Below are 25,227 nucleotides of genomic sequence, written 5' to 3' on the forward strand. Positions count from 1 at the left end.
CGTGTGCTCAGACACCAGCTGCCTCCAAGTCGCGGCGGATCGTGCGGTCGGATGCGGCGTCCAGGGCCTGGCCCAGGACGCTCATCAGGTGGTCGGCCTCGTCGTCGCCGAGGGTGAGCGGCGGCAGCAGCCTGAGGACGGCGCCGTGTCGGCCGCCGAGTTCGGCGATCACTCCGCGCGCCAGTAGTTCCGTGCGGAGGCGGCGGGCTGTCGCGGGCGCGGCGGGGAGGGCGCCGAGTGCGTCGGGCTCGGCGTCCGGGTCGACGATCTCCATGCCGAGCATCAGGCCGCGGCCCCGGACCTGGCCGAGGAGGGGGTGATGGGCCTGATATCTCGTCAGACGTCCCATGAGTCGTCCGCCGAGTTCCGCGGCCCGCGCGGCCAGGTCCTCGGCCAGGATGTGGCGGATCGTCGCCGCTCCGGCGGCCATGGCGAGCTGGTCGCCGCGGAACGTTCCGGTGTGCGCGCCCTCGGCCCAGCGGTCGAGGTCCGCGCGGTAGACCACCACCGCCAGCGGCAGGCCGCCGCCGATCGCCTTCGACAGGACCATGACGTCGGGCACCACGCCGGCGTGGTCCACCCCGAACAGCCTCCCGGTCCGCCCGAGGCCGGTCTGGACCTCGTCGGCGATCAGCGGGACGCCGTGCTCGGCCGTGACCGCGCGCAGGGCGCGCAGCCAGCCGTCCGGCGCCGGGACCACGCCGCCCTCGCCCTGGACCGGCTCGACCACGGCCGCCGCCGGAGCCGTCGCGCCCGAGTGCGGGTCGGACAGCAGGGTGCGCACATACGCCGCCGACGCCGACTCGCCGAGCGTGCCTCCCAGACCGAACGGGCAGCGGTACGGATGCGGGAACGGCAGCCTGGTCAGGAACGCGTCGCCGGCGACCGCCGGATCGCGCACCGCGTTGGCGCCGGTCAGCGCCAGCGCCCCGGCGGTCATGCCGTGGTAGGCGCCGGTGAAGGCGAACACGCCGCGCCGCCCGGTGGCGGTGCGGGCCAGTTTCACCGCGGCCTCGACCGCGTCGGCGCCGGTGGGGCCGGCGAAGTGGATGCGGCAGTCCGCGGCCAGCTCCGGCGGCAGCGCCGCCAGCAGCGCGGAGGTGAACTCGTCCTTCACCGGCGTGGCCAGGTCCAGGACGTGCAGCGGGGCGCCGCTGTCCAGCACCGCGCGCAGGGCCGCGACCACCACCGGGTGGTTGTGCCCCAGCGCCAGCGTCCCGGCCCCGGACAGGCAGTCCAGGTAGTCCCGGCCGTCCGCGCCGGTGATCCACGACCCCCGCGCCCGCACCGGCACGATCGGCAGATGCCGCGCGTACGTCCGCGCCGCCGACTCGCGCGCCGCCTGCCGCGCGAGGATCTTCGGTGCAGAGATCTTGGATGCGGAGTTCTTGGATGCGGAGTTCTTGGCGGCGGAGATCTTCGCGGCAGAGATCTTCGCGGCCGGATTCGGGCGGCCCGCGGACACCAGCCCGTCGCCTTGTGAGGCGGCCTGGGGATTCGAACGGTCGGCGGGCAGGGCGGGCGAGGGCATAGCGGTTCTCCATCCGTGGCAAGAGATCAGGTAAGGCTTACCTAACTCCCGTCACGGAAGTCAACCTGAATCACTACCGAAAGTGATTCTTGCGCGCGTGATCAGACACGCGGGTCTCCGACACGCCAAGCGCGGACGCAGCGGGGCGACCCGCGTACGACCTAACGAAGTGAGGGGCCCTCCGTAACCGGAAGACCCCTCACTCAGCGGCGGATCAGGACTAGAACGGCCCGACGATCGTCGCCAGGTGCCGGTTGTCGAAGACGTCGTACTTGCCCGCGCCGTACAACACGCCGCCGACCTGCTTGATCACGCTGTCCGGGACGGCGGACGTCCCGCCGAACACCGGAAGCGCGCCCATCGGCAGCCCGGAGGGCCCCGTCTTCGTCATCGGCGCGTTCTGCTTCAGCCAGCCCAGCTCGGACGCCGGCAGCGAAGCCCCGTCGGCCAGCAGGCCCGGCACCAGCGGACCGCCGTCGACCTGCGGGAACATGGAGCTGCCGGCGACCGCCGCGGCGGTGGCGTACCGGTCGCGGCCGGCCAGGTTCGTGACCTTGCCGCGCCAGCCCGGCTCGCCGGTGGCCACCGCGGTGACGCCCTGGCCGCCGACCGCGTAGACCTTGCTGACCGCGGGTTGATGCCCGCCAGGTAGTCCTTCGTCTCCTTCGGCAGGACACCATCGTCGGTGAGCAGGACGACGCCGGCACCCACCTGCGGCGAGGTCCGGTTGCCGTTGACGCCGGCGCCGGCGGTCAACGCGTCCGGGTAGTCGTTGCCGGTCGCGAGGGCGACGCTGTCAGGCGTCCCGCCGATCGCCTGGGCGATGTCCACCGAGGTCGCGTAGCGGTCGGTGCCGCCGATCCGGTCCGCCTTGAAGCCCAGAGCGGTCACGTCCGCCGCCACCTGCGGCGACAGCGCCTTCTCACCGCCGAGCAGGTAGATGGTGGCACCCGGCGGCAGGATCCGGTCGTCCCGGGACAGCACCGCGCTCTTCGCGACGACGTTCCCCTCCCCGGGCAGGAACCCGGTGCCCCGGTGTTGTAGCCCGACACCTTCACGGCCGTGTCGACCCGGTCGGTGCCGCCGAGACGGTCGATCGCCGGCCGCGTGAGCGCCGGCAGGAAGGGCGAGGGCGTGTTAGATCGAGATGTTGAACGTGTACGCGTTGCTGGCGATGGCGGCGACCAGGCCGCCGGGGCCGAAGACGAGCTGGCCCTTCAGGCCGCCGGGAGCGGTGTAGGGCTTCCGCCCGGTGCCGTCCGCGTTGACCTGGAAGTTCCCCCCGCCGTTGTTCCGGGCGAACACGACCGTCGAGTCGTCCATCCACTGCGGGAAGATGTCCGCCGCGTCGACGTGGTCGACGACCGGGCCGGTCGCCTTGTCCAGCAGCCGGGCCCCGGTGCCGTCGGCGTTCGAGATCCACAGGTCGCCGGTACGAGCTGGCCGTTGTGCGGCGCCGTGGAGTCGGCGTTCGCCGGCGCGGCGAGCCCCGCGGCGCCGGTGGCGGTCGCCGCGCCGAGCGCGGCGGCCAGGGTGAGGGCCCGGACGACCCTGGATTCGCGGTTCAAACTGATCTTCCTCCCCCGCCGCGGTCCGGGGCCGCAGCATACTGATACTGCGAAACGAGCGGCTCAGGCTAGCGCCCTGATTCGAGGTCCCGGATCCACAGAAATGCTGTGCACAGCTACGTCAGCAGCAGCCCCTCCAGCCGCCGCGCCGCGACCACCGCTCCGACCAGGCCCATCACCGCCAGGTACAGCACGTCCCACAGCAACCCGACGTGCACCTGCCCCAGCGTCAGGGCCCGCAGCAGATCGATCCCGTGGTACAGCGGCAGCGCCTCGATCAGGATCCGCACCCAGTGGCTGTACACCGACAGCGGATAGAACGCGCCGGAGAACAGGAACATCGGCATCAGCGCCAGCGTCACCAGATCGAAGTCCTGCCACGACCGCATGAACGACGTGCTCGCCATGCCGACCGCGGCGAAGGCGAAGCCGACCAGCACCGTCACCGGCAGCGCCAGCAGCGCCCACCAGCTGTGCACCAGGCCCATGACCAGCATGACCGCCAGGAACGCCGCCGAGTACATCAGCCCTCGAAGCTGGGCCCACATGATGTCGCCCAGGGCGATGTCGCCGACCCGCAGCGGGGTGGCCAGCATCGCGTCGTAGATCTTGCCGTACTTGATCTTGAAGAAGACGTTGAAGGTGGCGTCGAACACCGCGCCGTTCATCGCCGAGACCGCGAGCAGGCCGGGGGCGACGTAGTGCGCGTACGGGACCCCGTCGATCGCGCCGGTCAGCTTGCCCAGACCCACGCCGATCGACAGCAGGTAGAACACGGGCTCGAAGAACCCGGAGACCATGGTCAGCCACAGCCGGCGGTAGACCATCAGGTTGCGCTCGACCAGCACCCCGGCCTTGCCGCCGCCCATCGGGCCGAAGGCGCGCCGGCCCAGCAGCAGGCGGGTCAGCGGGGCTTGGGAGAACACGGACAGATCGGCAGTCGTCACGACCCGCTCCTTCCTAGAAGTTCAGCCGGCGGCGGAAGGTGCGCCTGCCGTACCAGAGCGAGGCGCCGATCACCGCGAACAGGTACGCCAGGTGCAGCAGCACCGCGCCCGCGGTCGCCGTCCCGAGCGCCAGGCCGCGGCACAGGTCCACGCCGTGCCACAGCGGGGTGGCGTACGCCAGGGGCCGGATCCCGACGGGCAGCTGCGACACCGGGAAGAAGGTCCCGGAGAACAGGAACAGCGGGATCATCACGAACCGGAACACCACCGAGAACCCGGTGTCGCGGTCCTGCGTCACCGCCCAGGCCACCACCGGCGCGGCGAAGGCCAGTCCGGTCAGCACCGCGGCCGGCAGGGACAGCACCGCGCCGAGCCCGCCGGGTCCGGCCGCCCGCACCGCGCCGAACAGGGCCATCACGACCAGGAAGATCGCGCAGTTCATCAGGACCCGCAGGCCGATGAACAGCAGCCGGCCCAGGAAGACGTCGAACGAGCCCAGCGGCGAGGCGATCGAGGCGTGGAACGTCCGCTGCCACTTCATCGACGACAGCACCGGGTACGTCGACTCCCCGATCGCGGTCTGCATCGCGGCGTTGGCCATCAGCGCCGGGGCCAGGAAGAGCAGGTAGCTCACCGGCTTGCCGTCGACCGTGCCGAAGGAGCGTGCGCCGGGCCCGGCGTCCACGATCTTGCCCAGCGACATGCCCAGGGCCACCAGGCTCATCAGCGGCCCGAGCACGCTGGAGATGATCGAGCCGCGCCAGGTGCGGCGGTAGTTCGTGAGCAGCCCGCGCAGTTCGCGGACCGCCATCGGCGGCGCGGCGGCCGCGGAGACAGTCATCAGTCCACCAGCGTCCGTCCGGTCAGATGCAGGAACACGTCCTCCAGCGACGAGCGCCGCACCAGCGAGGCGACCGGCACGATCCCGGCGGCGTGGACGGCGGCCATGCAGGCCTCGCCGTCGTCGCTGTAGAGCAGGATCCGGTCCGGCAGTTCCTCTATGCGGTCGATGGATCCGCGCTCGTTCGTGCCGACCAGCGCGGTCAGCGAGGCCGCGGCGGCCTTGCGGTCCGCGCCGTCCGGCGCGAAGCGGATCTCCAGCACCTCGCGCGTGGAGTAGCGCTCGATGAGCTCGCGCGGCGAGCCCTCGGCGGCGATCCGGCCGTGGTCCATCACCACCAGCCGGTCGCACAGCTGCTCGGCCTCGTCCATGTAGTGCGTGGTGAGGATGAGCGTGGTGCCGGTCTGCTTGAGCCGGAACAGCCGGTCCCAGACCACGTGCCGGGCCTGCGGGTCCAGCCCGGTGGTGGGCTCGTCGAGGATCAGGATCTCCGGGGCGTTGATCAGCGAGCGGGCGATGGTCAGGCGCCGCTTCATGCCGCCGGACAGCGGCTCGACCGGGGACTCGGCGCGGTCGGAGAGCTGCACGAACTCCAGGAGCTCGGTGGTCCGCGCGGCGATCTCGGCCCGTTTGAGCCCGAAGTAGCGGCCGTAGATCAGCAGGTTCTCGCGGACCCGGAGCTCCATGTCCAGCGAGTCCTCCTGCGGGACCACGCCGAGCCGGGCCTTGATCCGCGAGGAGTCGACCCGCGGGTCCATGCCCAGGATGGTCAGCTCGCCGCCGGTCATCGGCGAGACGCAGCCGATCATGCGCATGGTCGAGGACTTGCCGGCGCCGTTCGGGCCGAGGAACCCGAAGACCTCGCCACGGCGCAGCTCGAAGTCGATGCCGTCCACCGCGGTGAAGGGGGTGCCGCCGCGCTTGGTCGGCGGGAAGACCTTGCGCAGGCCCACCGCCTTGATCAGCGGGGCGTCGGAGGAGGAGGAGATGAGGGCAGGCGTGGGCGAGGTGGAGATGTCGACCATGCCCGCAACCTAGCGGGATTCAGGGACAATCCGTAAACGTTTTATGGCGTGGCGGCCGGTGCTCCCGGCCGCCGGCGGCGGATCTCAGCCTTCGAGCTCGCCGTGATGCTGGTGGCCGTGGTGGCCCTGGTGGCCGCCGCGCGGCTCGTCGTTCTTGGGCTCCCGAGGGCCTTTGCGCTTGACGTCCACGCCGCCCATGAACGCGAAGCCCTTGACGTGCACGGTCGGCGCGTCGGGGTCGATCGGGCCGACCGGGCTGCCGGAGTAGCCGCCCATGAAGCCGAAGCCGTGCACCTGGACGTTCAGGCCCTCGGGCACGAGGATCTCCACGCCGCCCATCCAGCAGGAGGCGCTGATCGTGACCTCCATGTCCTCGAACTCGGCCTCGCGCAGGTCCAGCACGATGCCGCCCATCCAGCAGAACGCCGTGTACCGCTTCGGCACCACCCAGGCGCCCCGGTTCTCCGAGCCGCCCATGACCACGAAGGTCTTGCGGCGGCCCGGGGTGCGGCCGACCCGCCAGCGGCCGCGGCCGGTGGCCGGAGCCGGCGCGGCGGCCGGGCGGGAGCCGGACGCCGGGAGGTCCCGGGTGATCGGCTCCAGCTCGGCGTAGGTCTTGGCGGTGTAGACCGCGGTGATGCGGTCCTCCAGCTCGTCCAGGGCGAGGCGGCCCTCCCCGGCCGCGACCCTCAGGCGTTCGGCGACCTGTTCGCGCTCGTTGTCGGAAACGCGCAGCTGCCGCGGGTCGATCGGCTCGGGGACGTTGCTCGTCATGGCGTAGACCTTACAAGAAGCCAGGAATCTGCGAGTGTCACAGGGCCGTGACGTAGGCCCCGCTGATCCCGCCGTCGACCAGGAAGTTCGAGGCGTTCACGAACGAGGCGTCGTCGCTGGCCAGGAAGGCCACCGCGGCGGCGATCTCCTCCGGCTCGGCGAAGCTGCCGCGCGGGACGTGCACCAGGCGCCGGGCGGCGCGCTCGGGGTCCTTGGCGAACAGCTCCTTGAGCAGCGGGGTGTTCACCGGCCCCGGGGACAGCGCGTTCACGCGGATGCCCTGCCGGGCGAACTGCACGCCGAGCTCGCGGGACATCGCCAGCACGCCGCCCTTGGAGGCGGTGTAGGAGATCTGCGAGGTGGCCGAGCCCAGCGTGGCCACGAACGAGGCGGTGTTGATGATCGACCCGCCGCGGCCGGTCTGCTCGAACTGCCGCAGCATGTGCGGCAGGACCGCCTTGCAGCACAGGTACACCGAGGTCAGGTTGACCTTCTGCACCCGGTCCCAGGCCTCGATGTCGGTGGCCAGGATCGAGTCGTCGTCCGGCGGGGAGATGCCGGCGTTGTTGAACGCGATGTCCACCGAACCGTAGGTGTCCACGGCGGCCTGGAACAGCGCCGCCACCCGCTCGGCGTCGGTGACGTCGGTCCGCACGAACAGACCGCCCACCTCCTCGGCCGCCGCCTTGCCGCTCGTCTCGTCGAGGTCGGCGAGCACCACGTGCGCGCCCTCGGCGGCGAACCGGCGCGCGGTCGCCAACCCGATCCCGCCGGTACCGCCGGTGATGACGGCCACGCGGCCGGCCAGACGCTCGGTCATTTCGCTCCTGTTCTGAGTTTGCCGAGTGTTCATGCTTCGCCGCGTTCAGATCGCGATGAAGACGTTCTTGGTCTCGGTGAACGCGGCCAGCGCGTCCGGTCCGAGTTCCCGGCCGAGGCCGGACTGCTTGTATCCGCCGAAGGGCGTGGAGTACCGCACCGAGGAGTTCGAGTTCACCGACAGGTTGCCGGCCTGGACGGCGCGCGAGACCCGCAGCGCGCGGGACAGATCGCGGGTCCAGATCGAGCCGGACAGCCCGTACTCGGTGAGGTTGGCCAGTTCGAGCGCCTGGGCCTCCGAGGAGAACGGGGTCACCGTGACCACCGGCCCGAAGACCTCCTCGCACTGGATCTCATCGCCCGGCGCGACCCCGGAGACCACGGTCGGCGGGAACCAGAACCCTCCGGTGTCCGGCACTTCGCCCTGGTACGCGAGGCGGTCGGCCGGGACCCGGTCGACGTAGCCGGACACCCGCGCCTTCTGCGCCGCGGAGATGAGCGGGCCCATCTCGGTCTTGTCGTCCAGCAGGTCGCCGATCACCACGCCGCGGCAGGCGGTCAGGAAGTGCTCCATGAACTCGTCGTACGCCGCGGCCTCGACGAAGATCCGGGACCGCGCACAGCAGTCCTGCCCCGCGTTGTCGAAGACGCCGTAGGGCGCGCCGGCCGCCGCCTTCTCGATGTCCGCGTCGGCGAAGACGATGTTCGGGCTCTTGCCGCCGAGTTCCAGCGTCACCCGCTTCACGTCCGCCGCGCACTTCGCCATGATCTCGCGGCCGACCTTCGAGGAGCCGGTGAACACGATCTTGCGGACGTGCGGGTGCTCGACCAGCCGCGCACCGGCCTCGGCGCCGAAGCCGGGGACGACTTGCAGCACGCCCTCGGGGATCCCCGCCTCCAGCGCCAGTTCGGCCAGCCGCAGCGCGGTCAGCGGCGTGGTCTCGGCGGGCTTGAGCACCACGGTGTTGCCGGCGGCCAGCGCCGGCGCGAAGCCCCACGCGGCGATCGGCATCGGGAAGTTCCACGGCACGATCACGCCGACCACGCCGAGCGGTTCGGAGATCGTCAGGTCCAGACCGCCGGCGACCGGGATCTGCCGGCCGAACAAGCGCTCCGGCGCGGCCGAGTAATACGTCAGGACGTCGCGGACGTTGCCGGCTTCCCAGCGCGCGTTGGAGATGGTGTGGCCGGCGTTCTCCACCTCGATCCGCGCGAGCTCCTCGGTGTGGGAGTCCACGAGCTCCGCGAAGCGCCGCAGCAGCCGGGCCCGGTCGGCCGGCGCGACGTCCCGCCACGCCGGGAAGGCGTCGCGCGCGCGCATCACAGCGGCGTCCACACCGTCGGCGGAGGTCATCTCGATACTGCGGAAACCGGCGCCGGTGGCCGGGTTGATCAGGTCGTACACGCGCTATCGTCCTTTGGCGTATCTGGTCGCGGCGTCGGTCAGCGAGCGGAAGAGCTCCGGCTTGCTGTCCTCCTCGGGGTGCCACTGCACCCCGACGACGTAGTCCTTCTCCGGCATCCACGCCGCTTCGATCAAGCCGTCCGGGGCGTTGCCCGAGGATTGCAGGCCCTCCCCCAACTTGTCGATGCCCTGATGGTGATGGCACCAGGCGATGATCTGGGTGCCCAGCGAGCGCCCGGGCGGCGCCGCCGGGTCCAGATCGATGCGGACCGCGGCGTACTGGCCGAGCTGCTTGCGGTGCGCGTCGCCGAACACCGCCTCGTCGGGCAGGTGCTGGCGCAGCGTCCCGCCGAGCGCGGCGTTCAGCAGCTGGAAACCGCGGCAGATGGCCAGCACCGGGAGGTCGCGCGCCAGCGCGGCGGCCAGCAGGGCGAACTCCCAGGCGTCGCGCCCTTTGCGCGGGCTGTCGGTGTCCAGGTGGCGCACGGCGTTGTAGCCGGCCGGGTCGATGTCCGGGCCCCCGGTGAGGATCAGGCCGTGCAGGACGCCGACCACCTCCTCGGCCTCGGCCTTGAGGTCCTCGGAGTCGGGTTCCAGGTGCTGCGGCAGCAACAGCGGGACCCCGCCGGCCCGGGTCACCGACTCGACGTACGCGTGCGGGAGCAGCGAGGCGGGCACGTTCTTCCACGCGCCCCACGAAGCGGTCTCCTGGTACATGCTCAGTCCGATGAGAGGGGCCGGCATCGCGGCCTCACATCCTTTCGAAGGAACGGAATCGCTCCCAGTCGGTCACGGTCGACTGGAAGGCCGCGAGTTCCACGCGGCCCATGGTGATGTAGTGCTCGACGACGTCGTTGCCGAGGGCCTCCCGGGCGGGCTCGCTCCAGGAGAAGTAGTCGACGGCCTCGCTAAGCATGTCCGGTACCCGGGGGATGTCGGCTTCGTAGGCGTTCCCCGTGAACTCCGGCGGCAGCTTCAGGCCGCGGTCGATCCCGGCGAGCCCGGCGGCGATCATCGCGGCGATCGCCAGGTAGGGGTTGACGTCCCCGCCGGGCACCCGGTTCTCCACCCGCAGCGACTCGCCGTGGCCCACGACCCGCATCGAGCAGGTGCGGTTGTCGCGGCCCCAGGCGATGCCGGTGGGGGCGAAGGAGCCGTTCGCGTAGCGCTTGTAGGAGTTGATGTTCGGCGCGTACATCAAGGTGAAGTCGCGCAGGAAGGCCAGCTGCCCGGCCAGGAAGTGCTCCATCATCTCCGAGAGGCCGTTGGGCCGCTCCGGATCGGCCATCACCGGGACGCCGCCGGGGCCGCGCAGGCTCAGGTGGATGTGGCAGGAGTTGCCCTCGCGGTGGTCGTACTTGGCCATGAAGGTGAGGGACTTGCCCTCCTGCAGGGCGATGGTCTTGGCGCCGTTCTTGTAGATCACGTGGTTGTCGCAGGTGGTCAGCGCGTCCCGGTAGCGGAAGGCGATCTCCTGCTGGCCCAGGTTGCACTCGCCCTTGGCGGACTCCACGTACATCCCGGCGCCGGCCATCCCGGTGCGTATGCGCTTGAGCAGCGGCTCGACCAGCGATCCGCCGAGCATCGAGTAGTCGCCGTTGTAGTGGACCGAGGGCTGCATGTCGCGGTAGCCCTTGCGCCAGGCGTCCTGGTAGGAGTCGTCGAAGACGATGAACTCCAGCTCGGTGCCGGCGTAGGCGGTCCAGCCGCGCTCGGCCAGGCGGTCCAGCTGCTTCTTCAGGATCTGGCGCGGGCTCTGCGCGACCGGCTCGCCGTGGTGGTCGACGACGTCGGCCAGCACCAGCGCGGAGCCCGGCTCCCACGGGACGTTGCGCAGGGTGCTCAGATCCGGCTTGAGGACGAAGTCCCCGTAGCCGGTGTCCCAGGAGGCGGTCTCATAGCCGTCGACGGTGTTCATGTCGACGTCCACACCGAGCAGATAGCTGCAGGCCTCGGTCTCGTGCGCGGCCACCTCGTCGAGGAAGTACTCCGCGGACAGCCGTTTTCCCTGCAGACGGCCCTGCATGTCGGTCATGGCCAACTGGACGGTGTCGACGCGGCCGACCGAGATGAGGTCGCGCAGCTGCTGGAGGGTGAGCATGCCGGAACGCGGGGGCATAGTGTGCCTACCTAAAGGTCAACGCAAGGCGGGCACGGAGACGGTGACCGCGGCCTTGTGACTTACAGAGGTTTGCGACGTGCTGGCTCATACCCTGGTGTACGGCGAAAGCTCCAGTCAAGATCCGCTGTGTTTGTGCGGGTACGGGCTGTTCCGAGCGCGTGCGCACTGGTTCGCCGGACGCCGCCGACACTCGGCGTACCACTGGAGTTAAGCTGAGCCGATCGCAGCTGATCACCGCTGAAGCCGCCCCTGGAGTCCCGCGTGCACTGGATGATGCCCTATCAGATGGCCTTCTGGCTGTGCGGGGTCCTCATCGTGCTGGCCGCTGCCATGTACCTCTCCGGCAAGCCGGTCCTGGTGAGGTACATGCCGTTCCCCCGGGAGCTGGGGACCGTCCTGGGCCTGTTCGGCCTGTGGCAGGTGGCGGGGCAGCTGTCGGTGATGAAGGTGGACGGCGCGATCAGCCGGGGCACCTGGATCTGGGACACCGAGCGCGACCTGTTCCTGCCCAGCGAGCACTGGATCCAGCACCTGTTCTTCCCGGCGCACCCGACCGTGGTGAAGTTCTTCAATCTCTACTACGCGTCGATGCACTTCACCTGCATGATCATTTTCTTGATCTGGCTGTTCGTCCGGCACCGCGAGCACTACGCCCGGGCCCGCACCACCATGGCCATGGCGACCGCCTTCGCCCTGGCGATCCAGCTGATCCCGGTGGCGCCGCCGCGGATGATCGCCAAGGCCCACCTGGTCGACACCGCGCTGTACTTCCACCAGTCGGTCTACGGCCCGATGGACGCCAACTCCCCCGACCAGCTCTCGGCGATGCCCTCGGTCCACGTGATCTGGGCGGTCCTGGTCGGCTGGACGGTCTGGCGAGTGTCCTCCAGCAAGTGGCGCTGGATCGGACCGCTGCACACCGTCCTGACGATCACCGTCGTGCTGGCCACCGCCAACCACTACTGGGCCGACGGCATCGTCGGCGTGGCGCTGCTCCTCCTTTCGGCGGGAATCCAGTCCGGGGTCCGGCGTGGCGTCGGACGGATCCGTACCCCCCGCGTAGCCTCGGCGGAGCCAACCGAACCCGAGCTTGCCAGGAGCACCTGATGACCGCCGTCGCCGAAACCGGGGCCAACACGGTCCCCACCACCGTCGCCTACGGCGTGCTGGGCATGAGCTGCGGGCACTGCAGCGCGGCCGTCACCGAGGCGCTGAGCGCGCTGCCGGGCGTGCACGCCGTCGAGATCGACCTGGCGGGCAAGCGCGCGGTGGTGACCAGCGACGGTCCGCTGGAGATCACCGCGGTGCGCGACGCCATCGAGGACGCCGGCTACCAGCTGGTCTGAGCGCCTCCCCCGGCAGGCCGGCCAGCGGCACCGGGCCACTCATCCGCGATTGGCCCGCGGCACGCGCCCGAAGCATCCCTCGGCGGCCCCGGCCGCCGGACTACTCTTCGGGAGCATGACGGCGACTCCGCATCTGCACACCCAGCGCCTCGAACTCGACGACCAGACCCTGCGCGAATGGGACGCGACCGTCCTGAAGTCCGACGGCGAGGGCCTGGTCCTGGACCGCTCCGCCTTCTACCCCGGCGGGGGCGGCCAGCCGCCGGACGAGGGCGTACTGGTGTGGGGCGGGGTCCGGACCCGGATCGTCGGGGTGCGCAAGGGCGACGACGTCGTCCTGATCCCGCACGACGAGGACCCGCTCCCGCCCGCGGGCACCGCCGTGCGCGGCGCGCTCGACGACGAGCGGCGCACCTGGCTCATGCGCACCCACTCCGGGCTGCACCTGCTCTCCGGCGTCGTGTTCCGCGACTTCGGGGCGCTGGTCACCGGCGGGAACATGGAGCCGGGGACCGCCCGCATGGACTTCAACCTCCCCGAGGTGCCGCCGGACTTCAAGGCGAGCATCGAGGCCGCGTGCAACGTCGAGGTGAGCCAGGACCGCCGGATCGACGTGAAGGTGCTCCCGCGCGAGGAGGCCTTCGCCATCCCCGACATCATCCGCACCGCAACCAACCTCGTGCCGCCGGAGCTGGCGGAAGTGCGGATCGTCGACATCGTCGGCCTGGACACTCAGGCGGATGGCGGAACCCATGTCGAATCGACGAGATGGATCGGCAAGATCGAGGTGTTGAAGGTGGAGAACAAAGGCAAGGGCTTCCGGCGCTTGCGCATCGCCATCCGTGACTGAGTGTGACTGATCTGAGTATGACCGATCCGAGAGGCGGCAGGATCATGGGGACAGACGCCCGCGGGCGCGTGAAAGTGGAGACCGGCGCCAAGCGCGTGCGGCTTTATCTGGACAACCGGCTGGTGGCGGACACGCTGCGGCCGCTGCTCGTCTGGGAGAAGCCGTTCTACCCGACCTACTACGTCCCGGCGAAGGACGTCCTGGCCGAGCTGAAGCCCACCGGCGAGTCCGAGCACTCGCCGAGCCGGGGCGACGCGCAGGTGCACGACGTCCTGGTCGGCGACGCGATCGCGGCCGGCAAGGCGCGCACGATCCCGGAGTCACCGCTGGAGGAGCTGCGGGACGCGGTCCGGTTCGACTTCGACGCCTTCGACTGGTTCGAGGAGGACGAGCCGGTCTACACCCACCCGCGCGACCCCTACAGCCGCATCGACGTGCTGGCCAGCACCCGCCACTTCCGTGCCGAGCTGGACGGCGTGGTGCTGGCCGACTCGCCGAGCAGCATGATCCTGTTCGAGACCGGTCTGCCGCCGCGCTACTACGTGCCGATCACCGCGCTGAACCAGGACATCCTGCGGCCATCGGAATCCGTCACGCACTGCCCCTACAAGGGCGCGGCGACGTACTGGTCGGTGCAGGTCGGCGACAAGGTCCACACCGACCTCATCTGGGGCTACCGGACGCCGTTCGCGGAGGTGCAGAAGATCGCCGGCCTGGCCGCGGTCTACAACGAGAAGGTCGACATCTACCTCGACGGTGTCCTTCAGGAGCGCCCGAAGCCCCGGTACTGAGAGTTCCCGATCACCGGTCTAGCCGGTCTAGCCGGTCTAGCCGGCGATCTCGACCGCGTACGAGGCGGAGTCCGGTGCCTGCAACCGCAGCACCCGCTCCGCCTCGGCCGTCAGCGCCTCGGTGTCGGCCTTCCCCAGCTTGTGGAACGGCTCCAGGGTCAGCGTCGCGAGCTTCTTCTTCGCCTCCACCGACCAGATCCCCGCGACGTGGCCGTCGATCAGGAACGACGGCAGGATCTGCAGGTTCTTGCCGCTGTAGACCCGCTCCCAGTACTCGCGCGAGATGATCCGCTGCCGGTGCTTCGCGTTGTACGCGAGCAGGATGCTGTCGAAGCGCGGCAGCAGACGCGGCGGGGCCGACACGGCGGCGTCGGTGATCTCGCCGTCCGGGATGTCATAGAGTGTGCGGCCGGCCTCGTCGGCGTAGGCGGCCAGGTCGTCGAAGCCGTCGAGGATGGCGCGTGCGCGCGTGACCTTCAGCCCGAGCCACGCCGCCACGTCGTCGGCGGCGGCCGGACCGAACGCCGCGAGGTGCCGGCGGACCAGCGCGGCGATCGCCGCGTCCGGGTCGGCGGCGCGTTCCGGCGAGTACAGGTACGTCTTGGGGCCGGTCGCCGGGGCCCAGTTCCCGTCCGCGGGGAAGCGGATCAGGGCATTGCTGCGATAGATCGGGCGCCAGTTGCGGGACTCGTTGTACTCCAGATTGGCCGCCGACATGCGCCCCGGATGATCCGCCGCCCACTTCGCGGCGAAGTCTGCGAACTCCGCGGCGCTGCGCGGCTTGTCGGCGGCGAACTTCAGAACGGCCGCGCGCAGTTCGTGCAGGCCGGGGTCCTTGGCCTCGGCCTTGGCCGTGAGCACGTCGGCGTTGGTGGCCTCCGACACGGCCGCGTACAGCGGGTGCTCAGCGCGGCTGACGGCGTGCACAGTGCCGCGGATCGAGGAGCCGACGACCAGTTCGCGCCGTTCGAAGGCGTCGTAGACCGATTCCAGGGTGGCGCCGTCGTTGCGGGTGAACAGCGAGACCGCGACGGCCGGCCAGTACTGGGCCTGGATCGCGCCGATCGCCTCGACCGTCTCGGCCAGCGAGCCGCTGTGCGGCGTCAGCAGATGCTGTCGGGCGAGCAGGGTGCGGTTCAGCGTGTCCCGGGTGAGTGTGGTCGGCGCCATACCGTCGATTATCGCCCCGCTCAGTTGTCCGTCGGCGGATTGAGGAAGTCCCACTGGTTCTTGTCCCAGACGTCCTGCATCCCGTTGTCGACTATCGTCTGGGCCCACACCCGCAGGCCCTCCGGGTTCTTGAGCTGCCAGATGAAGGTGTGGTCCACGCCCTTTTTGAACGTGTAGTAGTTGTTGACCAGGTCCGAGATGACGCCGATGTCCTTGGGCTGGTACGGCTTGCCCCAGGAGTCGTCGACGAACAACTCCGGTTCCTGGCCCTTCTTCTGCAGGTTCAGGATGTCCTGGGCCATGCCCACGATCGGGCTGTTCGGGGTGTAGACGATGGGCGCGACCTTCTCCTGGTCGCCGCCGCCGGCGAAGCCGGACAGGAAGCCGGCGGTGATGAACCGGCTGGCCGGGATCTGGCCGGACATGAAGTAGATCGACGGGTCCATGCCCCAGACGATGATCGGCTCCGAGTGGCCCTGGCCGGCGATCTTCTGCACCTCCTGGGCCACCTCCCAGTCGTGCTCCATGTCGGTGCGCGGCCAGGTGAAGGCCAGGGTGAGGAACAGCGTCGCGGTGGTCGCGGTGACCCCGAGCATGGTCCAGCGCAGCCGTGAGCCGTTGCGGTGCAGGGCCCCGGTGGCCAGGATCACGATCGGCGGCAGCATCTGCAGGAAGTAGTGGCCGAAGAAGTGGAATCCGCTGGAGACCCCGATCGCCGAGCCGGCCAGCCACAGCCACAGGTCGGCGTCGGCCTTGAAGATGCCGTTGCGGGCCGTCATGTACATGATCGCCAGGAAGGCCGCGGCCGAGGCGCCGGCGAAGATCCCGAAGTTGCCCCAGAACCTCGCCATGATCGTGGAGAACGAGCCCAGCGAGGTCAGGTAGCCGCTGTTGCCGGTGAACACCCAGAAGAAGAAGTCGCCGAAGCCGACCCACAGGGCCACCCCCACGATCGGCAGGACGAAGGCCGGGATGATCGTGACCAGGCCCTTCCAGCGCTGGTCCTTCCAGGCCCGCCAGGCCACCGGGAGCATCGTGACGCCCGCGGTCTGCTTGGTGAGCGTGGCCAGCGCCACCGCGACGCCGGAGCCACCCAGCAGCGGGATGGCCCGCCGCGGATGCCGGCGGGCGCTGTCGGCGAGCAGGAACGCCGCGCAGGTCCACGGGAGCATGAAGACCTCGAACGAGGCCGCCTGGGAGTCCTCCGGCGCCAGGCCGGCCGAGCCGAGCAGGTACAGCAGCCCGGCCCAGACGCCGTGCCGGCCGAAGCGGCGCTTGGCGATCTGGGTGATCAGGATCGCGGTGACCACGTGGACGCAGATCGCCAGCGCCCGGATCACCACCAGCGTGGACAGGCCGTGGTCGCCGACGAGCCGGAACACCCAGGCGTAGACGTACGGCAGCAGGGGCGGCTTGCGGTCGACGATGATCTGGTAGAACTGCCCGTTCTCGGTGTTCAGCGCCCGGGCCTGGGTGGCCAGGAAGCCCTCGTCGGGGTTCCAGAAGGTGCGGCTGAAGGCCGGAAGGTGGGTGATGGTGGCGACTGCGAAGAACAGAAGGACGACACGCGTCCACGAGGCCTGCGGGGTGTTCCAGAGCCGTTGGAACCGGGCGGAACACCAGAGTCTGCGAAAGCCCGAGGGCTCCGGATCCGGTGGCCCGTTCAGGCCCGGTCCGGATTGGGTGTGAGCGTCTGTCGCGACCATCGCCGTGCTACGCCTCGCCGCCCATGGAAGAGAGGTTACCTCCCACGCGCCGGTGGGCGGGGAGGTAACCCCCGGAGATCTTTCAGACTGGTACAGATCAGCAGTCTGCTACCGAGTCGTGACTTTGGGTGCCGAACCGTTGGACGAGGCGGCACCGTTCGACGCGGCGGCGCCGTCGGCCGCAGCCTTGCTGCCGAGCCCGGCGACCAGACCGACGACCTCGTGCGCGACGCGCTGCCCGGTCAGGCCGATCTGCTCCAGCACCTCGCCGCGGTTGGCGTGGTCCAGGAACTCCGCCGGGACGCCGAAGTCGCGCAGCGGCGTGTGCACGCCGGCGTCCCGCAGCGCCTGGGCGACCACGCAGCCGACGCCGCCGACCCGCACGTTGTCCTCGACCGTGACCACCAGCCGGTGCTCGGCGGCCAGCGTCACCACCGCCGGGTCCACCGGCTTGACCCAGCGCGGGTCCACCACGGTGGCCCCGATGCCCTGGTCGGCCAGCCGCTCGGCGACGTCGAGGCAGACCTGGGCCATCGCCCCGACGCTGACGATCAGCACGTCCGGGTCCTGCTCGGTCCCCGCGGTGGTCCGCAGCACGTCCATCGAGCCGGCCCTGGCCACGGCCGGGATGTCCTGGCAGACCGCGCCCTTGGAGAAGCGGATCATGGTCGGCGCGTCGCCGACGTCCACCGCCTCGCGCAGCTGGGCCCGCAGCTGGGCGCCGTCGCGCGGGGCGGCGATGCGCAGCCGGGGCACCACCTGGAAGATCGACATGTCCCACATGCCGTTGTGGCTGGCGCCGTCGTTGCCGGTGACGCCGGCCCGGTCGGCGACGAAGGTGACGCCCGCGTTGTGCAGCGCGGCGTCCATCAGGACCTGGTCGAAGGCCCGGTTGAGGAAGGTCGCGTAGATCGCCACCACCGGGTGCAGGCCGGCGTAGGCCATGCCGGCCGCGGAGGTGACCGCGTGCTGCTCGGCGATGCCGACGTCGAAGATGCGGTCCGGGAAGCGCTCGGCGAACTTGGCCAGGCCCACCGGGTGCAGCATGGCGGCGGTGATGCCGACCACGTCCTCGCGCTCGGCGCCGATCGCGGCCATCTCGTCGGAGAACACCGAGGTCCAGGACTTCCCGGCCGGGACCAGCGGCTGGCCGGTCTCCGGGTCGCTGTCCACGGCGACCTGGTGCAGCTGGTCGTTGACGTTGTTGCGGGCGGCCGGGTAGCCCTCGCCCTTGCGGGTGATCGCGTGCACGATCACCGGGCCGTGGTAGTTCCGGGCCCGGCGCAGCGCGGCCTCCATGCCGGCGATGTCGTGGCCGTCGACCGGGCCGACGTACTTCAGGCCCAGGTCCTCGAACATCCCCTGCGGGGCGACGACGTCCTTCAGGCCCTTCTTGACGCCGTGCAGCGCCTCGTACAGCGGGGCGCCGATCACCGGGGTGCGGCCGAGCATGCCCCGGCCCCACTCCAGGAAGCGCTCGTAGCCCTGGGTGGTCCGCAGGGTCGCCAGGTGGTCGGCCAGCCCGCCGATGGTCGGCGAGTAGGAGCGCTCGTTGTCGTTGACCACGATGATCACCGGGCGGTCCTTGGCCGCGGCGATGTTGTTCAGCGCCTCCCAGGCCATGCCGCCGGTCAGGGCGCCGTCCCCGATCACCGCCACCACCTGGCGGTCGGCGACGCCGCGCACCTGGTGCGCCTTGGCGATGCCGTCGGCGTAGGCCAGGGCGGTGGAGGCGTGCGAGTTCTCGATCACGTCGTGCTCGGACTCCGCGCGGGCCGGGTAGCCCGAGAGCCCGCCGGCGTGCCGCAGCGCGGAGAAGTCCTGGCGGCCGGTGAGGAGCTTGTGCACGTAGGCCTGGTGGCCGACGTCCCACAGGATGGTGTCCTTGGGCGAGTCGAAGACCCGGTGCAAAGCGATGGTGAGCTCCACCACACCCAGGTTCGGGCCGATGTGCCCGCTCGTCTTCGCCACGGTCGGGATCAGATAAGCGCGGATCTCCGAGGCGAGCTCAGCGAGCTGCTCGGAGCTGAGCTTGTCCAGATCGCGCGGACCCTGGATCGCCTCCAGCAGTGCCACCCGATCCTCCTTCAGTTGATACAACGCTCCTGGCTTCCAGTTATACGGCAGAGAGTCTAAGCCTGGCCTGAGCGCCGCCCTGGCGCTTCCGGCCTCCTTCTACATGATCTTCACATGGCCCCCGCAGGGTGTTCACCCGGTCGCACACCCGCGCCGAGCCGCAGGCGAACACGGGTTCGGCGCCGCCCCGGGTACGGCGGGGCGGCGCCGAGGTGCTGTGCGCGGCGGCGCGTGAGGCGGTAATGGCGGCGCGTGAAGCGGTGGCGGCGCGCTACCGCTACAGGAAGGCGATCCGGGGCTGGTCCTGTCCGAGGATCTGCGCCGGGTCGGCGCCGAGCACCTTGTCCAGCAGCGTGGCATAGACGCTGCGGAAGTCGGTGCTGAACTTCAGATCGCCGTCGTCCAGGTCGGTCAGCGAGGGCTGCGCGCCGTAGAAGCCGCCGTTCACCGGCTCGCCGAGGACCAGGACCGGGCCGGCGGTGCCGTGGTCGGTGCCCTCGTTGGCGTTGGCGTGCACGCGGCGGCCGAACTCGGTGTACAGCACCGTGACCACGTTCTTGCCATGCGGGCCGGCGGCGATGGCGTTCTGGAAGTCCGTGACCGCCTTGTCGACCTCGCCCCACAGCGTCGACTGCGTGCCCTTCTCGGCACTGTGCGTATCGAAGCCGCCCAGGCTGACGCTGTAGACCCGGGTCGGGACCGAGGCGTTGATGCACTCGGCGACGATGTCCAGCTGTTGAGCGAGCGCTGAGCTTTTCGCGGCCTTGGCGGCGCCCTTCGCGGCGCCCTTGGCCGCCTTGGCACCCTTCGCGCCCTTCGCGCCCGCGGCGCCGGCCGCCGACGCGAGCGCCGGGGTGAAGGTCTTGGCGACGGTGAACAGGTCGGCGACGTCGCGAGCGGCGTACGCCGCCACCGGCGAGTCCTGCGCCGACGGCTGCCCCAGACCGGTGAACCCGGCATCCAGCGGCCCGGACCCGGGCAGCCGGAACTGGCCGATCGGCAGCGAACTGCCCGCGGTCTTGGTGCCGCCGAGAAGCGGGGGCAGCGTCCCGCCCACAGAGATCGCCTTGAGCGCCCTGATCTGGTCGTCGGGCTGGGCGTCCAGCCAGCGGCCCAGCCAGCCCGAGCCGGTCGGCTCGCCCGGTGAGGCGGTCTGCCAGATGTCCATGGAGACGAAGTGGCTGTGGTTCGGCTGCGGATACCCGACGCCGCGCACGACCGCGCACAGCTTGCGCTGCCACATCTCGTGCAGGCCGGTCATCGCCGGGTTGAAGCCCAGGCCGTCGCCGAGGTCGAGGACCTGGCTCGCGCTGTAGGCCAGGTCGGGGCGGGAGGAGCTGTAGGCCGGGTCGGCGTACGGGATCACGGTGTTGAGGCCGTCGTTGCCGCCGTACAGCGTCACCAGCACCAGGACGCCCTGGCCGGCGGCCAGCGGCGCGTGCTGCGCGGCCGCGCCGAGCTGCGCGCCGGAGGTCTGTGGGCCGCCCGGCGTCAGCGCGGGGGCGCCGACCGGGTGGCCGTGCGAGCTGGAGCAGGCCGCCGCGAACGCGCCGGTGGACATGACGCCGGACAGCTCCAGGAAGCGGCGGCGGGTGACGGTGTCCATGATCGAGTCCTTAGTTTCCGTCGGGCGTCAGTTCGCGAGGTACTCCGGCGCGACGAGCGCCAGGGTGACCAGCTGCCGGGGGTCGGCGACCACCTCGGTGAGGGCGGCGGTGCTCCGGTCGCTGAAGGCGTCGACGCCGAGCAGGTGCGCGACGGCGTCGATGCGCTGCGACGGGCTGCTGTTCTGGACCTGCGACAGGTCGCCCTTGGTCACGGCCCACTCCGCGAAGACGAAGCGGGTCTGGGCCGCGGCCGTGGTCAGCCAGGCCGTGCCCTCGGGCCAGCCGCCGACGTTCGGCGGGTAGAAGGGCATCTGGCCCAGGCCGTTGAGGGCGGCGCGCAAGACCTGCGTGTCCGCGGAATTCGCGCTCGCGTCCACCTTTATATTCAGAGCCCTGAGAACGCCGACGATGTACTCGGTCGGCTGCTTCACCAAGGCGTAGCGCGCCTGCGGTCCGCGGAATACCGGGTCCAGGAACAGGGCCCGCAGGAGCGCGGTGACGTCGCGGTTCGGGCCGTAGGCGGCCAGCAGGCGGCCGGAGACGTCCGGCGGGATCGGGCCGGGCATGCCGAAGCGGTCCCAGAAGCGGCCGGTGACGAACTTCGGCGAGGCCGGCTGCTGCAGGATCCAGTCGACGAACGAGGCGTCGTCGAAGTCGGCGGTCTTCCCCAGGATGGTCTTGGGGGTGTCGTCGTGGAGCCTGGGGACGAGGGTCGCCTTGCCGTCGGCGTCCAGCCGCCAGCCGGTGAGGGCGCGGGCCCCGGCGCGGACGTCGTCCTCGGTGTAGGTGCCGACGCCGAGCGTGAACAGCTCCATCAGCTCGCGCGCCAGGTTCTCGTTCGGCGCCTTCAGGGTGTTGCCGGCGCTGTCCAGCCACAGCATCATCGCCGGGTCCCGCACCATCGCGTGGGCCAGCGCGCCGAAGTCGCCGCCGCCGAGCGTCCGCATGGTCTGGTTCTGCTGGAGCATGAAGCCGGGGCTCTTCACCTTCTGCACGGAGGTGGCGAAGTGCCCGTGCAGGAAGAAGGTGCGCTTCTCCACCAGCGGCTGGGTGACCGCGGCCATCCGCGCCAGCCACCACCCCACCATCCGGTAGTCGTCCGGCGCACTGCCCTGCTTGGGCACCTTCATCGCCGGGAAGTCCGGAATCGGCGTGGCGGCGGCGCCGGGATCGGCACCGGCCGGCGCCAGCAGCGCGGCCACGGTCGCCTCGTACCCGGCCTTGGCGGCGGCGTCGATCTCCGCCCCGCTCGCGCCGAACCCGGCCCGCCGCAGGAGATGCGCGACGGCGGATCTGTTCTGGTCGATGCTCACCCTGTCAGAATCGGGGCACGGGGCTAAACGGAGGGTAAGAAGACGGCATGTCCTCGGATGACGAGCCGAAGGAACCGGAGGAACCCTTCATACCGCTGGGTTCCGAACAACCACCCGACGAGCCCGCGACCGACGAGAACCTCGACGCCCACGCCGCGATAGCACGCTCACTGTCCCCGGCCGTTCCCGGCGCCCTGCGCAAGGAGGCCCGCGCCTTCTTCGACGGGGCGATGTACGCCTACACCGAAGGCGACCTCGCCGGCGCACGGCTGTCGTTCCTCGCGGTGGCCGCCGTCGGCGACCCCGACACCGCGCCGGCGGCGATGGTGTTCCTCGGCGTCATCGCCTTCCGGCGGCGCGACGCCGCTGAGGCTCGGATGTGGTTCGCGCGCGCGGCTTCGGGGGCTGATGCGCATTGGGCCCTGGTCGCCACGCAGGAGTTGCGGCGGTTGGGGTAGCGCACAAAGCAAAAAAGCAGCCCCCGACCCGACCGGGCCGAGGGCTGCTTTTTCAGAGCTCTGCTTCTCCTACTACTTCAGCAGGTTCCGCAGCACGTACTGCATGATCCCGCCGTTGCGGTAGTAGTCCGCCTCGCCGGGGGTGTCGATGCGCACGACCGCGTCGAACTCAATGTCCTGTCCCCCGGACGTAGCGGCCTTCACCTTCACCGTGCGCGGAGTGGTGCCACTGTTCAGCTCCTCCAGGCCGGTGATCTCGAAGGTCTCCTCACCGGTCAGGCCCAGCGACGCGGCGCTCTGGCCGGCCGGAAACTGCAGCGGGACGACGCCCATGCCGATCAGGTTGGAGCGGTGGATGCGCTCGTAGCTCTCGGCGACGACCGCCTTGACGCCCAGCAGCGCGGTGCCCTTGGCGGCCCAGTCGCGGGAGGAGCCCGAGCCGTACTCCTTGCCGGCCAGGACCACCAGCGGGATGCCCGCCTCCTGGTACGCCTGGGAGGCGTCGTAGATGGTGGTCTGCTCGCCGGTCAGCAGGTTCTTCGTGAAGCCGCCCTCGACGCCGTCCAGGAGCTGGTTGCGCAGGCGGATGTTCGCGAAGGTGCCGCGGATCATGACCTCGTGGTTGCCGCGGCGGGAGCCGTAGCTGTTGAAGTCGCGGGGGCCCACGCCGTGCTCGGCCAGGTACTTGCCGGCCGGGCTGTCGGCCTTGATGGAGCCGGCCGGGCTGATGTGGTCGGTGGTCACCGAGTCGCCGAGCTTGGCCAGGACGCGCGCGCCGTGGATGTCCGCCACCGGCGACGGCTCGGCGGCCATGCCCTCGAAGTACGGGGGCTTGCGGACGTAGGTGGAGTCCGCGTCCCACTCGAAGACGTTGCCGGTCGGGGTGGGCAGCGAGCGCCAGCGCTCGTCGCCGTGGAAGACGTCGGAGTAGTCCTTGGCGAACATCTCGGCGGTGATGGCGCCTTCGATGACGGTCTGGATCTCCTGCGTCGAGGGCCAGATGTCCTTCAGGAACACCGGGTTCTCGTCGCCGTCGTAGCCCAGGGGCTCGCTCTCGAAGTCGAAGTCCATGGTGCCCGCGATGGCGTAGGCGACGACCAGCGGCGGGGACGCGAGGTAGTTCATCTTCACGTCCGGGTTGATGCGGCCCTCGAAGTTGCGGTTGCCGGAGAGCACCGACACCACCGCGAGGTCCGCCTCGTTGACCGCCTTGCTGACCGGCTCCGGCAGCGGGCCGGAGTTGCCGATGCAGGTGACGCAGCCGTAGCCGACGAGGTTGAAGCCCAGCTTGTCCAGGTACGGGGTCAGGCCGGCGCGCTCGTAGTAGTCGGAGACGACCTTCGAGCCGGGCGCCAGGGTGGTCTTGACCCAGGGCTTGGCGTGCAGGCCCTTCTCCACCGCGTTCTTCGCCAGCAGCGCCGCGCCGATCATCACCTGCGGGTTCGAGGTGTTGGTGCAGGAGGTGATCGAGGCGATCACGACCGCGCCGTTGTCGATGGCGAACTGGGTGCCGTCCTCCATCGTCACCGAGGTGGGCTTGGTGCCCTGCGCGGCGTAGGTCGGCAGCACCTCGGCGAACTTGTCCTTGGCCTGGGACAGCGCCACCCGGTCCTGCGGGCGCTTGGGGCCGGCGATCGAGGGCACCACGGTGGCCAGGTCCAGCTCCAGGTACTCGGAGTAGGACGGCTCGCGGTCCGCGTCGTGCCACAGACCCTGGGCCTTGGCGTAGGCCTCCACCAGCGCCAGCTGCTCCGCGGAGCGGCCGGTGAGCTTCAGGTAGCTGATGGTCTCGTCGTCGATCGGGAAGATCGCACAGGTGGAGCCGAACTCCGGCGACATGTTGCCGATGGTCGCGCGGTTGGCCAGCGGGACGGCCGCGACGCCGGCGCCGTAGAACTCCACGAACTTGCCGACCACACCGTGCTTGCGGAGCATCTCGGTGATGGTGAGCACCAGGTCGGTGGCGGTGGCGCCGGGGGGCAGCTCGCCGTGCAGCTTGAATCCGACCACGCGCGGGATGAGCATGCTGACCGGCTGGCCGAGCATCGCGGCCTCGGCCTCGATGCCGCCCACGCCCCAGCCCAGCACGCCCAGGCCGTTGACCATGGTGGTGTGGCTGTCGGTGCCGACCAGGGTGTCGGGGTAGGCCTGGCCGTTGCGGTCGAACACGACCCGGGCCAGGTGCTCGATGTTCACCTGGTGCACGATGCCGGTGCCGGGCGGGACCACCTTGAACTCGTCGAAGGCGGTCTGGCCCCAGCGCAGGAACTGGTAGCGCTCGCGGTTGCGGCCGTACTCGATCTCGACGTTGCGCTCGAAGGCGTCCGGGCGGCCGAAGACGTCGGCGATCACCGAGTGGTCGATCACCAGCTCGGCCGGGGCCAGCGGGTTGATCTTCGCCGGGTCGCCGCCGAGCTCGGCCACGGCCTCGCGCATGGTGGCCAGGTCCACGACGCACGGCACGCCGGTGAAGTCCTGCATGATCACGCGCGCCGGCGTGAACTGGATCTCGGTGTCCGGCTCGGCGTTCGGGTCCCACTGGCCCAGCGCCTGGATCTGGGAAGCGGTGACGTTGGCCCCGTCCTCGGTGCGCAGGAGGTTCTCCAGCAGCACCTTCAGGCTGAAGGGGAGGCGCTCGGAGCCCTCGACGGCCCCGATGCGGAAGATCTCGTACGACTGCGCGCCCACCGCGAGGGTGTCGCGGGCGCCGAAGCTGTTCTTGGAGGTCATTGCCATGGCCCAGCTCTCGCTTGCGGAAAGTATCTCGACATCAAGAGACTCTAGTGGGTGCCGCCGTGCTTCACCAACCCGGGGGGGCGCTCCCGTGTGAGCACGCTCACCCGGGTGGCCGCTGGCTGGAACGAGCGGCCCCGGTGAC

General features: G+C 70.4%; 22 protein-coding genes and 1 pseudogene. 5 read left to right on the forward strand and 18 right to left on the reverse strand.

Going from position 1 to position 25,227, the window contains the following annotated elements:
• Positions 1 to 7 precede the first annotated feature (7 nt).
• The 12 genes and pseudogenes from ABH926_RS20030 to ABH926_RS20085 form a co-directional block, all read right to left on the reverse strand.
• The gene (locus ABH926_RS20030) at positions 8 to 1,531 is read right to left on the reverse strand and encodes a diaminobutyrate--2-oxoglutarate transaminase family protein (RefSeq protein ID WP_370367199.1); all 1,524 of its coding nucleotides are present in this window, start codon (positions 1,529 to 1,531) and stop codon (positions 8 to 10) included.
• Between the two features lie 220 nt (positions 1,532 to 1,751).
• Entirely contained in the window at positions 1,752 to 2,117 is a 366-nt protein-coding gene (locus ABH926_RS20035) for a cell wall-binding repeat-containing protein (protein WP_370367200.1), read from the reverse strand.
• Between the two features lie 86 nt (positions 2,118 to 2,203).
• Positions 2,204 to 2,515: pseudogene (locus ABH926_RS20040) on the reverse strand (cell wall-binding repeat-containing protein); the annotation flags it as partial.
• Between the two features lie 153 nt (positions 2,516 to 2,668).
• On the reverse strand, positions 2,669 to 3,139 hold the full coding sequence (locus ABH926_RS20045) for a hypothetical protein (RefSeq protein ID WP_370367201.1): 471 nt from the start codon (positions 3,137 to 3,139) through the stop codon (positions 2,669 to 2,671).
• 76 nt (positions 3,140 to 3,215) lie between these two features.
• Complete coding sequence (locus ABH926_RS20050) at positions 3,216 to 4,046, reverse strand: ABC transporter permease (protein ID WP_370367202.1); 831 nt, start codon at positions 4,044 to 4,046, stop codon at positions 3,216 to 3,218.
• A gap of 13 nt (positions 4,047 to 4,059) precedes the next feature.
• A complete protein-coding gene (locus ABH926_RS20055; RefSeq protein WP_370367203.1) occupies positions 4,060 to 4,887 on the reverse strand; it encodes an ABC transporter permease in 828 nt (275 codons plus the stop codon).
• Positions 4,887 to 5,912: an ABC transporter ATP-binding protein gene (locus tag ABH926_RS20060; protein ID WP_370367204.1), complete on the reverse strand. Its 1,026-nt coding sequence runs from the start codon at positions 5,910 to 5,912 to the stop codon at positions 4,887 to 4,889. Before ABH926_RS20060 ends, ABH926_RS20055 begins: the two co-directional genes overlap by 1 nt.
• An 84-nt stretch (positions 5,913 to 5,996) precedes the next feature.
• Complete coding sequence (locus ABH926_RS20065) at positions 5,997 to 6,686, reverse strand: DUF1707 domain-containing protein (protein ID WP_370367205.1); 690 nt, start codon at positions 6,684 to 6,686, stop codon at positions 5,997 to 5,999.
• 37 nt (positions 6,687 to 6,723) lie between these two features.
• Positions 6,724 to 7,506, reverse strand: a complete 783-nt coding sequence (locus tag ABH926_RS20070; protein ID WP_370367206.1) for a 3-oxoacyl-ACP reductase — start codon at positions 7,504 to 7,506, stop codon at positions 6,724 to 6,726.
• 45 nt (positions 7,507 to 7,551) lie between these two features.
• Positions 7,552 to 8,910 (reverse strand): aldehyde dehydrogenase, encoded by a 1,359-nt coding sequence (locus ABH926_RS20075; RefSeq protein WP_370367207.1) that lies wholly within the window; start codon positions 8,908 to 8,910, stop codon positions 7,552 to 7,554.
• 3 nt (positions 8,911 to 8,913) lie between these two features.
• Complete coding sequence (locus tag ABH926_RS20080) at positions 8,914 to 9,654, reverse strand: gamma-glutamyl-gamma-aminobutyrate hydrolase family protein (RefSeq protein ID WP_370367208.1); 741 nt, start codon at positions 9,652 to 9,654, stop codon at positions 8,914 to 8,916.
• Positions 9,655 to 9,661: 7 nt separating this feature from the next.
• On the reverse strand, positions 9,662 to 11,029 hold the full coding sequence (locus ABH926_RS20085; protein WP_370367209.1) for a glutamine synthetase family protein: 1,368 nt from the start codon (positions 11,027 to 11,029) through the stop codon (positions 9,662 to 9,664).
• A 273-nt stretch (positions 11,030 to 11,302) separates the two neighbouring features.
• On the opposite strand from ABH926_RS20085, the gene ABH926_RS20090 reads away from it, so the two are divergent.
• The 4 genes from ABH926_RS20090 (at position 11,303) to ABH926_RS20105 (ending at position 14,019) form a co-directional block, all read left to right on the forward strand.
• Positions 11,303 to 12,139 carry a phosphatase PAP2 family protein gene (locus ABH926_RS20090; protein WP_370367396.1) on the forward strand — a complete coding sequence of 279 codons (837 nt, stop codon included), beginning with the start codon at positions 11,303 to 11,305 and terminating at the stop codon, positions 12,137 to 12,139.
• Positions 12,139 to 12,378: a heavy-metal-associated domain-containing protein gene (locus ABH926_RS20095; RefSeq protein WP_370359382.1), complete on the forward strand. Its 240-nt coding sequence runs from the start codon at positions 12,139 to 12,141 to the stop codon at positions 12,376 to 12,378. Before ABH926_RS20090 ends, ABH926_RS20095 begins: the two co-directional genes overlap by 1 nt.
• 115 nt (positions 12,379 to 12,493) lie before the next feature.
• Complete coding sequence (locus tag ABH926_RS20100; RefSeq protein ID WP_370367210.1) at positions 12,494 to 13,228, forward strand: alanyl-tRNA editing protein; 735 nt, start codon at positions 12,494 to 12,496, stop codon at positions 13,226 to 13,228.
• Between the two features lie 44 nt (positions 13,229 to 13,272).
• Positions 13,273 to 14,019, forward strand: a complete 747-nt coding sequence (locus ABH926_RS20105; RefSeq protein ID WP_370367211.1) for a DUF427 domain-containing protein — start codon at positions 13,273 to 13,275, stop codon at positions 14,017 to 14,019.
• Between the two features lie 36 nt (positions 14,020 to 14,055).
• Here ABH926_RS20105 and ABH926_RS20110 read toward each other — a convergent pair whose 3' ends face one another.
• The 5 genes from ABH926_RS20110 to ABH926_RS20130 form a co-directional block, all read right to left on the reverse strand.
• Positions 14,056 to 15,189, reverse strand: a complete 1,134-nt coding sequence (locus tag ABH926_RS20110) for a winged helix DNA-binding domain-containing protein (RefSeq protein WP_370367212.1) — start codon at positions 15,187 to 15,189, stop codon at positions 14,056 to 14,058.
• A 20-nt stretch (positions 15,190 to 15,209) separates the two neighbouring features.
• Entirely contained in the window at positions 15,210 to 16,895 is a 1,686-nt protein-coding gene (locus tag ABH926_RS20115) for an ArnT family glycosyltransferase (RefSeq protein WP_370367213.1), read from the reverse strand.
• 108 nt (positions 16,896 to 17,003) lie between these two features.
• Complete coding sequence (dxs, locus tag ABH926_RS20120) at positions 17,004 to 18,971, reverse strand: 1-deoxy-D-xylulose-5-phosphate synthase (RefSeq protein ID WP_370367214.1); 1,968 nt, start codon at positions 18,969 to 18,971, stop codon at positions 17,004 to 17,006.
• A gap of 277 nt (positions 18,972 to 19,248) precedes the next feature.
• Complete coding sequence (locus tag ABH926_RS20125) at positions 19,249 to 20,577, reverse strand: DUF1501 domain-containing protein (protein WP_370367215.1); 1,329 nt, start codon at positions 20,575 to 20,577, stop codon at positions 19,249 to 19,251.
• 27 nt (positions 20,578 to 20,604) lie between these two features.
• Positions 20,605 to 21,891, reverse strand: coding sequence for a DUF1800 family protein (locus tag ABH926_RS20130; RefSeq protein ID WP_370367216.1), 1,287 nt, complete (start codon positions 21,889 to 21,891; stop codon positions 20,605 to 20,607).
• Between the two features lie 47 nt (positions 21,892 to 21,938).
• On the opposite strand from ABH926_RS20130, the gene ABH926_RS20135 reads away from it, so the two are divergent.
• Positions 21,939 to 22,349: a hypothetical protein gene (locus tag ABH926_RS20135; protein WP_370367217.1), complete on the forward strand. Its 411-nt coding sequence runs from the start codon at positions 21,939 to 21,941 to the stop codon at positions 22,347 to 22,349.
• Between the two features lie 72 nt (positions 22,350 to 22,421).
• On the opposite strand, the gene acnA is transcribed toward ABH926_RS20135, so the two are convergent.
• Positions 22,422 to 25,079 (reverse strand): aconitate hydratase AcnA, encoded by a 2,658-nt coding sequence (acnA, locus tag ABH926_RS20140; protein ID WP_370367397.1) that lies wholly within the window; start codon positions 25,077 to 25,079, stop codon positions 22,422 to 22,424.
• Positions 25,080 to 25,227 lie beyond the last annotated feature (148 nt).

The sequence above is a fragment of the Catenulispora sp. GP43 genome (assembly GCF_041260665.1).
Classification (GTDB): domain Bacteria; phylum Actinomycetota; class Actinomycetes; order Streptomycetales; family Catenulisporaceae; genus Catenulispora.